The sequence below is a fragment of the Granulibacter bethesdensis genome, assembly GCF_001889545.1.
Classification (GTDB): Bacteria; Pseudomonadota; Alphaproteobacteria; order Acetobacterales; family Acetobacteraceae; genus Granulibacter; species Granulibacter bethesdensis_B.
The window spans coordinates 224,706-237,163 of sequence record NZ_CP018194.1 but is presented as its reverse complement, the minus strand read 5'-3'; the positions used below and the strand labels follow the sequence as shown (position 1 = coordinate 237,163).

7 protein-coding genes and 1 tRNA gene are annotated in these 12,458 nt (G+C 59.4%); 1 reads left to right on the top strand and 7 read right to left on the bottom strand.

Features of this window, described 5'->3' with window-relative positions; all coding sequences use genetic code 11:
* Positions 1-6: 6 nt before the first annotated feature.
* A tRNA-Ile gene (locus tag GbCGDNIH8_RS00995) sits at positions 7-79 on the bottom strand.
* A gap of 160 nt (positions 80-239) precedes the next feature.
* Here GbCGDNIH8_RS00995 and ppa point away from each other — a divergent pair.
* Positions 240-764 (top strand): inorganic diphosphatase, encoded by a 525-nt coding sequence (gene ppa / locus GbCGDNIH8_RS00990; RefSeq protein WP_072571765.1) that lies wholly within the window; start codon positions 240-242, stop codon positions 762-764.
* 71 nt (positions 765-835) lie between these two features.
* Here the strand turns inward: ppa and GbCGDNIH8_RS00985 are convergent, their stop codons facing one another.
* The 6 genes from GbCGDNIH8_RS00985 to GbCGDNIH8_RS00960 form a co-directional block, all read right to left on the bottom strand.
* Positions 836-2,062, bottom strand: coding sequence for a glycosyltransferase (locus tag GbCGDNIH8_RS00985; RefSeq protein ID WP_072571764.1), 1,227 nt, complete (start codon positions 2,060-2,062; stop codon positions 836-838).
* Positions 2,063-2,155: 93 nt separating this feature from the next.
* Entirely contained in the window at positions 2,156-3,292 is a 1,137-nt protein-coding gene (locus GbCGDNIH8_RS00980; RefSeq protein ID WP_072571763.1) for a PAT1 family protein, read from the bottom strand.
* A gap of 81 nt (positions 3,293-3,373) precedes the next feature.
* Entirely contained in the window at positions 3,374-6,520 is a 3,147-nt protein-coding gene (locus GbCGDNIH8_RS00975) for a glycosyltransferase (RefSeq protein ID WP_072571762.1), read from the bottom strand.
* A 28-nt stretch (positions 6,521-6,548) separates the two neighbouring features.
* Entirely contained in the window at positions 6,549-8,507 is a 1,959-nt protein-coding gene (locus GbCGDNIH8_RS00970) for a tetratricopeptide repeat protein (protein WP_072571761.1), read from the bottom strand.
* A 51-nt stretch (positions 8,508-8,558) separates the two neighbouring features.
* Positions 8,559-9,941, bottom strand: a complete 1,383-nt coding sequence (locus tag GbCGDNIH8_RS00965; protein WP_072571760.1) for an HlyD family type I secretion periplasmic adaptor subunit — start codon at positions 9,939-9,941, stop codon at positions 8,559-8,561.
* 142 nt (positions 9,942-10,083) lie between these two features.
* Positions 10,084-12,357, bottom strand: coding sequence for a peptidase domain-containing ABC transporter (locus tag GbCGDNIH8_RS00960; protein WP_072571759.1), 2,274 nt, complete (start codon positions 12,355-12,357; stop codon positions 10,084-10,086).
* Positions 12,358-12,458: the final 101 nt, after the last annotated feature.

The following is a 12,458-nucleotide window of genomic DNA, read 5'->3' as shown; positions in this document are numbered from 1 at the left end:
GAAATATGCGCCCGGCAGGACTCGAACCCGCAACCAAACCGTTATGAGCGGTCCGCTCTAACCATTGAGCTACAGGCGCATGAGAGTATCGCGCCGCCGCCACCAGTCGGAGAATAACACCCCCACCCGGTACGACACGGTGCGAAGGCAGGGGAACCACAACTACGCCATGTTGGCAAGGACAACTCTGGCCGTTACGGTGCGCCGACCTTTTTCTTTAACGAGACGAGTATCCTCTCATGGACGTCAGCAAGCTGGCCATTGGCAAGCAGCCCCCCAGTGACATCAATGTCGTGATCGAAATTCCGCAGGGTTCCGCGGTGAAATACGAGGTGGACAAGGAATCCGGCGCCGTGATCGTGGACCGTTTCCTGTTCACACCCATGGCCTACCCGGCTTCCTATGGTTTCATTCCCGGCACACTGGCCGATGATGGCGATCCGGCGGATGCGCTGGTCCTGACCCCCGCCCCCGTGGTGCCCGGTGCCGTGATTCGCGCCCGCCCGATCGGCGTTCTGAACATGGAAGACGAAAGCGGGATCGACGAAAAGATCATCTGCGTCCCGCATGACAAGGTGCATCCGCAGTTCAGCACGGTGGAAAAGATCGAGGATCTGCCGGAAATCACCCGCAAAGCGATCGAGCATTTCTTCACGCGCTACAAGGATCTGGAACCCAACAAATGGGTGAAGGTCACCGGCTGGGGCGACAAGGCCGCTGCCGAGGCAGCCATCACCGCCTCCATCCAGCGCGCAGCGAAATAAAAAAACGGGGCGGACAGGAAAAACACCTGCCGCCCCTTTTATATCAGCGTCGCCGGATAGGGCCTGACGGGTTACAGTTCCTGTCCCGTCATTTCAGAGATCAGGGCGCGGAAACTGGCCAGATGGTCCTCCATGCGGAGATGCTTCTCCGCATAGCGCCGGGCATTGCGGCGCAGTTTTTTCTCAAGCTTTTCATCTGACAGCAGACGCAGGACAGAATCCGCCAACTTGTCAGGATCGAGGCATGGCGTGATCAACGCATTTTCCTCATGCGTCAGAAATTCCAATACCGGCGCTGTATCGCTGCCGATAATGGCGCAACCCGTCGCCATGGCCTCCCGGAGCGACCAGGACAGCACGAAGGGGTAGGTCAGATAGACATGCGCATTCGACCGCTGGAGCAGCTTTAAGAACTCATCATGCTCGATACGCCCCGGTAAACAGACCCGGCTCATATCCAGACGCCCGGCCTGTTCGTTCAGGAAATGCTCTTTCCAGGTGGTGTTCATGGGCCGCGCGCCATAGCTGACCCCGTCCCTGCCGACGAGAATCGCTTTCACATCGGGGCGGGCTGCCAGAATCTTTGGCAAGGCACGGACCATGATGTGATAGCCGCGATAAGGCTCCAGGTCACGTGATACGAAGGTGATCAACTTTTCATCCGGCGCAACATGGAAGTCACGCAGCTGATAGGGTTTCTTGCGAATCGCCGGATCAGGCGTGCAGGCCTCCAGATCAGCGCCTTCAGGAATGACCCGAATCCGCTCCCTCGCCCATTCCGGATATGTCTCCAGCTGGAACCGTGTGGGGGTCTGCCCCATACCATCCAGTTGCAACGCCAGCAGGTTGACAACATTCTTGTTACGCACATTGGGCAGGAAATCAGGCCCGCTCGGGAATTCAGGATCGAAATTCACATCCGTGCCATAGGTGCGATAAAAAAATTCGAAATATCCAAGCAGGGGAACCCCCGGCCAGATATCCTGCAGGTTCAGCAATTCTCCCCAGCCATGGTGGCCGATAATGATATCAGGCCTGAACCCGAGCAGCAGCAGATTACGCGCAGCCGATGCAACCGCCTCTGCCCTTATCGCTGCCAGTTCCATATCTCTGGCATGCAGGTGAACATTTGGCTCTGGCTGGCGCAACATCCGGTAGACCATTTTCCGGACGCCCCCCAGAAAATTGGGGTTTTCCTCCGTCAGGAAGATAATTTCATGCCGGTTTTCCTCCGCCAGTGAGCGGACAATATGCAAAAACTGTCCCGGAAAATTCTGATGGACAAACAGGAATTTCACATCAAATCCATATCAGGTAATAGCCCGAAAAGGGGCAGCACCTATTTAGAAGTGGTGCTGCACCTTTTTATTTCAAATAGCTTGTATTCGGCTTCACGCGTTGCGCCGTGCCCCTGTCCGGGCCGAGGATGTTGCTTTACGGGTTGATGCCTTGGAAGCAGGCTGGGTGGCATCGGTTTTGGGGTGCAGAATGACCCGGAACGCTTCCAGGGGAGCCATACTGGACGCTTCGAGCGTCTCCCCGCCTGCCAACGGCCCAATAGCCGTCCCATCCACGAAACTGCCCTCGTAGCTCAGGTCGAAAGCTTCGGCGGCCCTGTTCCGCAACCGCGCCTTCAGTCCCAGCAACGGCAATGCCATGCCCCGGCTGCCGCAAAGCTGGCCGCCTTCCATCCACGGGGACAACCAGCCACGGCCAAGAACGCCCTGATATTCGATATCTTTCGGATCGATCAGGCTTTGCGGCATGATCATAAAGCCCTCGATCCAGCGGGTGCTGCCTCGCTCGCCAATCCATTCACCCAACTGGTCGCCGACATCCCCCTGCATACGGATATGAGCAATAATATCGGGAATGGCACCAGATGGCGTTCTGACCGGTTCAAATGACTGAGCCGGCCCTTGGGGGGCACCCTGTTGCATACCTTGCGGGATGCCCTGTGGGGGGATGCCCTGTGGGGGGACACCCACCTGCGGCATCAGACCCGAAGGATGCACTACCCCCGGCTGCATGAAACCGGGCTGAAGGGGCGGAGCGGAGGGAACAGAGCCAACAGGCACTCCATCAGCCAGACGCAGCACCTGTAACCGGGGTGCGGAATCCTGCTGGCCGGGTTGCTGGTAAATCGTGACCAGCACCTGAGCCTGCGGCTGCATGACCCGCACCAGCGCCGCATCGGCGGGGCCGTACAGCCATCCATCTTCACGGAAAGAGGTCACCGAAATGGCATGGGGACGGTATTCATGTCCTGGCGGCAGGGAAACCCGGATCGCTGGAAGGCCGCTATTGTCCAACGGACGATTGGGGCTTGGCGTCTGGACAAAGCAGAACAGCCCGGGATCCAGCTTCATGACATGCGCAGAAACCTGAATTTCGCTCATGATACGGGAGGCTGTGTTCTGTGCAGCAGCCTGCTGATCCGCACCCGATGGTGCGGCCACATTTCCGGGAGCACCTTGCCCCAGTCGTGACTGGGCCGGATTTTGCCCGGCAAACAAGCCTTCAGACATGCGTAATCTCGCTCTCCATTGTGCAAAAGAAACTTGTTTTTCGGCTGCTTCTTTTGTCTGTCAGAACTGCTTTCGCCGTATTCAGCAAAACTGAATCCTGTTTACCCGATTTGCAGGAGGTGCAAAGCCTGTTCTGTCCATCTGACATGACAGAAATGTATCGTTGATAATTTGAACAGGAATGCCAAGCGGCATCACAAGGCCGGCATGGCTCTGATGCGCCTGAGCGTTTTTAATACGCTCTGCCACCGTACCGAGGTCGAAGGCCGCCACGGGAAGCCCCGCCCGCCATGCCTCGCTGAGCGTGAAACACCACGTTTCAGGCCAGATCGAGGGAATCCATGCCATTTTCGCCTTCTGGGCCACGATCAGAGCGGGCAAATCATCATCGCTGTAACGGCCGGTGATTCGGACATAACCTGTCTCAAGCAGGGCGGGATCATCAACACTATGCCCGACCAGAACGAAACGAAGCGGGAGGGAACGCGCTGCCGCATCCCTTGCGGCCTCCAGCAGACAATCAAAACCTTTTTCAGCACCGATCGCGCCGATAACACAGATCACGCAAACATGATCCGCCAGCGAACCCCATGCCGCCATATCATTATCCATTGCAGAGGTCATGGCTCCCGAGGTCATGGCCACGACATCAGCCCCCTCTTCCCATGGCACAATGATGGGATGCAGAGCCGGGAAATGGCGCCGCATGCGCCGTGCCACATCCTGTGAGGGGGTGATGACCTGCGCAGCCTCCATCAGATCGCGCTGCGAGCGGCGGCGCAGGGCTGCAACACTGATTGACTCCTCCAGATGACTGCCTCCCTCGGCGATGCAACGTTCACACTGATCGATCTCAGGCTCCCCGCAATAGCGCCGGGCCGGACTCATCAGGGCGATGCGGGGGCAAAACGCGGCATAATCATGCACGTGCATATCCTGCGGCACACCCAGAGCTGCAGCCAGACCGGCCACGGCGTGGTCATGGCCAAGCAGATGGTGCAGTTCCACCCGCTCCACCTTGATCTGGCGCAACAGCCGCAGCAATGCAGGCCTGTCCCGGGGCATACGATGCCGCAAATGGGGATAGTGATCGGCAAACCCGGTGTCGAGCACGGTCCAACCCTCATAAGAGGCTGTCTCCTCAATCATGACCGGACGCAGGACGATAACATTGCGGCCTGCCTGATGGAAAAGAGCCATCCGGGTCTCAATCTGTCGCTGCACCCCTCCGCCCCGATCATGGGTGATCATCAGGACCGCAGGCCTGTCAGGCAGAGCTGCCCGGAAACGCAGAACATCCATCGCCCGGCGGCTGGCATGCAGCGGGTTGCGGGCACGCCAGGCCGCCACCATGTCGTGATAGCCCGGATGCAGCGCGGAGAGGATCGATTCATTGCGGGCTGCCAGACGCGACCGGCCCTCTCCGAAGCTGCCGCCCCCTACATGCGCGACGAAAGCACCCGTTGCCACCACATGACGCCAGCCCAAAGCACGGGCACGCAGGCAGAAATCATTCTCCTCGCCATAACCCTGCGCAAAGACATCATCCCGGAAAACACCGACCTCATCGAGGCAGTCCCGGCGGATATACATGCAGAACCCGACCGCAACCGGAATATCAATCACCCGGTCCTTGTTGGCCTGACGAGCAAACAGGGCGAACTGCTCTGTTTCAGCACGATCAGGCAGAGGCCAGCGCCCCTCCTCCTGCGGATAGCTCAGGATTGAGGCATCGTTCGAAAAAGGCGTTGCCGTCCCGATATCCGCTGCCGCACAGGCGGCTTTCTGTAACCGATCCAGCCAGCCTTTCGGCACCAGCGTATCACTGTTCAGCAACACCACGTCCCGCCCGGCCCCAGTCGCCCGCATGCCAAGATTGACTGTGGATGGAAATCCCCGATTGCGGGCCTGATGCAGCAGACTGATACGCCCCTGCCCGGCAAGAGCCTGCAAATGCTCCAGAAGTGCGGCATCGTAACCGGCATCATTCACAATGATGATCTCGGTCGAGCCAGGGACCGTGTCGAGCACAGACTCCAGACAGGCACGCACCACGGCTCCGCCACCATAAACCGGTATCACGATGGAGACAGGCCGCCCTGTCTCAACAGGGGAGGCGGTCGACAGGCTCTCCGCTACAGGCCCGCAGCGCAACGGGACCAGGGGCTTCATCTCCGGCAGTGTGTCCGCAGGACAGGGAAGGGCCGGTGCAGAAACCGGTAATGCACGGGCCAGAGCACGCACCGGCCTGATCGCGGGGGCAAAAGCCGCTCCATCGCCCTGCTGCTGCAATTTCAGCAAAGGGACCAGATGCGGATCAAGCGGACTGCCCAAAAGATCATTGCCCCGCACATCGCGAACCGAGACCAGCCCGGTGCCATCCCATATACCCAGCGGCACATGAATGCGCCGGGGGCGGGCAAAAGGTGTATCGAGACCCACTTTCTCCGCCGGTTCATGGGCCGTGAACGGACCGTACGAGTGCCCGTCAGCGGAGATGACCGACAGCAGCGGATCAGCATCAGGGCAGCCCGGATGCCAGGCCCAGCCCTGCACATCCCCGTCTTTATTCCAGTCGATCCAGCCCTGCACGCGATACATCGCCACAAGATCAAACGGCGATCCCAGCAAAGGCCGGTTCCCGCTGCGCACATCCAGAAAATGACCCGCCACCAACGTCTGCATGGAAGGCGCTGTTTCCAGCCTTATCCCATCAAGGATGAAACTGAGGCTGGCAGGGTCTGCATCACCGGTCCCGACCTCATAGGCATGAACCTGCCCCTTGGCTGACAGACGGCACCATCCGGTCAGTCCTGCTGCCCTGCTCACCGTCATCAGCAATTCATGTGCTATCGGCCAGACATCATGCCGGATACGTGAGAGAAGTCGTTGAACGGTGACGGCAGCCTGCGTCAGATCACCGCCCAGCACCTGCATAGTCGCCAGACCGGAGAGGATTTCGGTCGTTTCATACTGTCGTGCAAGTGTTTCAAAATCGGCCTTTGCGGTCGGATCACCCCGCCGCAGCTTCAGAAGCGCCGATAACAGCCGGATCGTGTCCTGACGCGGAGACAGACGCGTGGCCCGGGACAGCCAGAAAGCGGCTTCCTGCCACTGCCCCTGCTCCATGGCATGTTCGCCAGACCGGTAGGCCTCTTCAGCCAGCTGCCGCCAATATTCCCGCAGCCTCTGCCGTTCAGCTGAAACGGCGGCACTGCCTAGTGCCATATCGCACCCTGCAGCATATCATGCATGTTTATGAATGATCCGTCAGAGCCGGGTTCTGACCTGAAGACGGCTCATGCTCTGGCAATTGTGGGGCAGGCTGTTCGGCAGCATTGTCCGCTCTGCCCGTCTCATGAGGATATGGCATCGTCAGAATCTCCGGCGGCAATGCCTGAAGATCGCCCTGTGCTTCCGTCAGTCCCTGAGAAAGGGCCTTTTCCAACCAGAAGCGCCCCTGCAGCTCGTCCTTTTCTCCGGCCAGTCCCCGCGCCAGAAACCGACCCAGCATCAGCTGCGCATGAGCATGGCCGCGCTCTGCCGCCGCACGATACCAGATGATGGCCTTCTCCCGATCCGTCGGCACTTCGTGGCCACCGCCCATCATCGCACCGATCGCGAACATGGCGCCGATATGGCCCCGCCCGGCGGCACGCTCGAAATAGACCAGCGCCTCCGGATGGTCCTTCGGACCACCGCGCCCGGTCACCAGCAGTTCTGCAAACGCAACTTCGGCCTCCACCATGCCGGTAGAGGCAGCCCGTTCGATCCAGGAACGCCCGGCCTCGGCATCTACATCGAGACCCCGCCCTTCCAGCAACATACGCCCATACCAGTACTGGGCATTCACCACCCCATCCGCCGCCTTGCGCAGCCATTGAGCGGCGCTGCGCTCGTCTTTCTCGATTCCCACCCCTTCAGCAAGGCAGACGCCGAAATTGAAAGCCGCTACCAGATCACCGTTCGCAGCAGCCTGTTCAAAAATCTTGCGGGTTCTGATGCTCTCTTCTTCCGCAGCCAGCCCGGCCTGAACCAGACTGGCAAGGTCGGACACGGCTTCCTGATCGCCACGCTCGGCCGAAATACGGAACCAGCGAGCCGCTTCCTCCGGATCCCGGCTCATCCCGGCCCCCGTCAGACACATCAGACCCAGCGTGCGGGCCGCCTTGCTGTGCCCCGCATCGGAAGCGCGGCGAAACCACAGGGCCGCCTCGGCATAATTAGGCGGGACATCACCACCCCGCGCGTAAAGGTCGCCAACCAATGCCGCCGCTTCGGCATCACCCTGAAGGGCCGCACGACGCAGCCATGATTCACCTTCCAGCAGATTACGCTTGACGCCTCGTCCCTCCAGCAGCGCCAGACCCCAGCGCGCCTGGGCGGAAACCAGTCCTTTCTCTGCGGCCGCCTTGTAGTAGCCGGCGGCTGCTGCCAGATCATGCGGCACACCGGCGGCACGCTCATGCATCACTCCCAGCAGATAGAGCGCCGTCGGCAGCCCACCATTGGCTGCCACCTGCAACTGCTCGGCTGCTGCCTGAGTGGCTTCCGGCGTCACTGCATCCTTGAGCAGGGCCAATCCCACTCCCAGCGCCCCCTGCGGACAGCCTGAAGCAGCTGCTTTCTGGTACCATACCAGCGCCTGTTCCAGATCACGCACAGATTCCGGGCCCGTCGTCAGAATATATCCGACCAGCGCCTGCCCGTCAGAGGAACCGGCTTCCGCAGCCTTGCTCGCCCAGGCCAGCGCCTTGAGCGGATCGGCCTGAATCGTGGAAGCAGAGGTAAACAGACCTGATCCGGCACGGGAGGCAACTGTTCCTGCTCCCCCGGATCGCGCCTCCAGAGAGGCTTCCACCCCACCCAGCACATCTTCCGAGGCAGCCTTTGCAGGATCGGCGCTGGCTGGTTCCCCCTGCTCCCCGACGCCACGCAGATACAAGGTTGCCAGCAGGGTCTGCGCTTCCACGAAGCCCTGGCTGGCAGCCCTTTCCAGCCAACGTTCCCCTTCCCGGGGACTGAAAGGAACGCCTGCAGCCTCCAGATAGCAACGCCCAACCCGATATTGCGCTTCGGCCACACCTTTTTCGGCCACTTTGGCAAAAAGCGGAAATGCTTTGGGCCACTCTCCTGCTTCCGCAAACGCAGTTGCCTCCTGCATTCTGGCAGCAGGAGAAAACAGACCGGTGACCCGGTTTATCAGACGTGCCACAGCTGCATCATACCCCTCTGATCATGATCCCCGTTATTGATCAGTTACGGATCAGGGCTCCCGCATGCCTTCTGAAAACGCCGGCAAGACCCTGCCCAGAAGATATTTAAGGATCGTACGCTGCCCGACCTTGATGTCAGCCGTGACAGGCATGCCCGGAACAATGTGAAATCCGTCCGGCGTGTCGTGCAACGTGACCTTATCAATCGTTACCCGCGCCTTGTAGAAGGTCCTCTCTGCTGCCATTGAGGATTGCTGGGTCTCTTTCAGCTGTCCATCCCGCGCATCGTTCTGGCTGTAGCTGTCCGGGCTCATCACCCGGACCATTCCCTGGGCTCCGCCATATTGCGTAAACGGGAACGTATCGAATTTGACCGTCACCGTATCGCCAACATGCACGAAACCGGCATCCTCGCCCGGCACATCAGCCTCAACTTCCAGAGGAGCATCCAGCGGGACAATGGTGATAAACTGGGCACCCGACTGAAGAACCGACCCCACCGATACCTTGGCAATACTCTGGATCACGGCATCACTGCTGGCCTTCAATTCGACCAGTTTGTGACGCAGCTGGGCCTTTTTCAGGTTTTCGCTCTGCTCGCTATATTTGCGGCCTTCATCCTGAATATCCTGACCGATCTTGGCATCCCATTCCTTGATGAAACCGTCCCTCTCCGCCACCAGCGCCTGCAGGTCACGGCGGGCGGTTTCCGCGGTGGAGGTCGCAGTGGCCAGATCACGGGACATCTCAAGGCGGTTATCAACCGCCGCCAGTGAATTCAGCTTGCTGCCAACCTGCAATCGCTCCAGCTCATGCCGCATGCTCTCTACATTCGCCGCAATCGCCAGACGTTGGCGGTAGTAATTCGCCTCCGCCAGGCTTTTGGCGACCGTATTCTGCAAACCGCTGATTTTCTGGTTGTAATTCTCGATCTTGAATTTCCGCTCGGCCTGACGCTGTTCGTAGATCGCAGCCTGCAACCTGCTGTCCGGATTATCCGCCTGGGCAATATAGGGCTTGCCGTCAGCCTCCGCGTGCAGCCGCGCCAGTTCTGCCTCCAGACTGCGCACCTGGTCACGCAGTTGCCCCATATCCGCACTGGCAAAGGTCGGATCGAGTTGAGCCAGAAGCTCCCCTTTATGCACCACCTGCCCTTCCGTCACATTGATCGAACGGACGATGGCCGTATCAAGAGGCTGCACAACCTGGATAGGAACCCTGGAAATCACCTTGCCACGGGCAGTCACCACCTTGTCGACCGGCACCAGCCCCGCTGCCAGCAGCAGGGATGTGACCAGCCCGAACACGATCAGGGTGTTATGACGGGCTGTGGGCAAAACCGGCGTGGCAATGACGGCAGCGCTGGGAGATTCAAACTCCAGAAGCTCCGCCGTATCCTTGGCCTGCGCCAATTTAAGCTGTTTGCTGGCCATTGGCCTGCTCCCTTAAGCATTCAAACGGTGCCACTGCCTTGTTTTTCGCAGTGAATGCCGCCCTGAGACTGAGATGCCTTCACGCAGTAGAAGGCAGCCTGTGACAGGCAGAATCACAGGATCCTGCCTGATTTCTGTCGTTTCAGTCGCCCTGCGCGAGCATGGACGCAACCGGACCCTGCTTCTGCGCCGCTTCCATATGACGGTTCTGCTGGTTCCACAGCTGACGATAAATGGTGCACCGTTCCAGCAGCACCGCATGCGGCGCCATATCCTCGACCCGGCCCTGATCCATCACCACGATCAGATCGCACTCTGTCAGGGATGCCAGACGGTGGGAAACGATCACCATGGTACGTCCCTTGCCGATACGTACCAGATTGGCATTGACCAGCGCCTCACTTTCCGGATCCAGCGCGCTGGTGGCTTCATCCAGAATCATCAGACGCGGATCTGAAATCAGGGCGCGGGCAATGGCCAGACGCTGACGCTGGCCACCGGACAGGTTGGCGGAGCCTTCCTGAATGAAGGTTTCATAGCCCTGCGGCATCCGTTCAATGAATTCCTCGGCCCCTGCCAGCCGCGCGGCTCTCACCACATCCTCCAGCGTCAGGCCGGGCCGTCCGGCGATGATATTTTCGCGGATCGTGCCACGGAACAGGAAATTATCCTGCAACACCACACCGAAACTGCGACGCAGATGATGCAGATTGATTTCCCGCAGATCGGATCCGTCAATTTTCACGTAGCCTTCATAGTCCCGGTTGATCCCCTGCAACAATCTGGTGATCGTGGACTTGCCCGAGCCGCTACGCCCCACCAGCCCGAGCATGGTTCCTGCCGGGACACTGAATGTTACCCCACACAGAGCAGGCGCCTTGGAACCGGGATAAGTGAACTGCACATTGTCGAAGCTGATGGCACCGGCAAATTTGGGGCGCAGACCATTCTGAAGGGCATTGCTTTCATTCGGGTTATTAAGCACGGCGCCCACCTCACCAACGGACGTCCGCACCTCCTCGAAATCTTCCAGCAGACGCGCCATGCCCACCAATGGCGCAGCCACGCGTCCACCCAGCATCATGAAGGCTACCAGCGAACCAACTGCTACGCCGCTGTCAGGGTGGGTCAGCGCAAGATAGGCACCAATCAGCAGCACACCCCGGTCAATGAACCGCTCCAGCGGCGTGACAATGGTATTCGGCCAGTTGGACAACCGCCCGGCTGCAAGCCTCGCCCGCGCCGAAATCGCGGCCCGCACGTCCCAGGCTTCCTTCTGCTGGGGCTCCAGCCCCATTGACTTGACCGTACGGATTCCGTGCACGGTTTCCACCATGACAGTATTTTTGGCAATTTCCGCCAGCACAACCTTACCGACTGCGCGCCGCATCGGATTGAGGAAAGTGACAATGGTCAGGGTAATCAGCACCGAGATGCCAATGACCATCCAGGTCAGGGTCGCGCTGAGGTAAAACAGGAAAGGCAGCAGGACAATCAGGGTAAAGAAATCAAGAAATGTCTGAAGCAGCTTGCCGGTCATAAAGTCCCGGATGCGGAACACCTGATACAGGCGCTGAGTGGTCTCACCGGCAGGGTGCTGCTCGAAATATTCCAGGGGCAGCACCAGCAGACGGTTGAAAATATGCAAGGCCAGTTTGGCATCCAGCCGTGCCGCCACGATTTGGGTGATCTCACGCCTCGTATAACCCAGCACAGTCTCGAACACGACACAGACCAGCAGGATCAGGGACACCAGCAACAGGGTGGACATGCTCTGATGGGCAATGACCTTGTCGATAACGGTCATCACCAGCATGGGCGGGATGATGGTCAGCACGCTGAGGGTGATCGATGCCACCCCGATATCCACCAGATTGCGCTTTTCCTTGAGAACCATCCCCAGCAGCCAGCTGAAATTGAACGGTGCATCTTCCTCTGCCACACCACGCTGGGAGCGGATCAGCAGCGTATCGCCATCCCATGCCTGCGACAGACGCAGTTCATCAATAGCAATCGGATCATCGCTGCGGGGGGCCAGGGGGTCTTTCATGAAGACGATCTTGCGCTGGGGATCGACCCCCACCATCAGCCCGGCCCCGCCATCCTTGAACAGCATGACCAGAGGGCTTGTACCCTTCATTTTCATGAGCTGCCCCCAGCTCAGCCGCACCCCCCGCGCTGACAGGCCGCAATCCTTGGCCCATTGCCCGAGCATCGCCGCCGAAGGCGTTTCTCCGCTGATGATACGCAGCAGGCCCCGATCCAGAGTGATGCCATGGAAACGGCCAGCTTCCTCAACCGCAGCCAGACGGGCTTCGACCGCCGGCGGCAGGGCTTCGTTCTCGACATCGACAAGAGCCGCTTCCCGTTGCGGTCCCTGCGCTGAGGAGGGCAAAGCATCGCTGTTATTCTGCAAAAGCGTATCCTTTAAGCGAAATCAGCCTCATCACATGGCACGATGAGGTACATATTATCCAGATTAGATATCAGTGCCAGCTTGGCTTAGGGCTAAAATAA

Excerpts from the sequence above, each read along its gene's own strand:
- ppa (WP_072571765.1), top strand. The coding sequence starts at position 240 with ATGGACGTCAGCAAGCTGGCCATTGGCAAGCAGCCCCCCAGTGACATC.
- GbCGDNIH8_RS00980 (WP_072571763.1), bottom strand. The coding sequence starts at position 3,292 with ATGTCTGAAGGCTTGTTTGCCGGGCAAAATCCGGCCCAGTCACGACTG.
- GbCGDNIH8_RS00975 (WP_072571762.1), bottom strand. The coding sequence starts at position 6,520 with ATGGCACTAGGCAGTGCCGCCGTTTCAGCTGAACGGCAGAGGCTGCGG.
- GbCGDNIH8_RS00965 (WP_072571760.1), bottom strand. The coding sequence starts at position 9,941 with ATGGCCAGCAAACAGCTTAAATTGGCGCAGGCCAAGGATACGGCGGAG.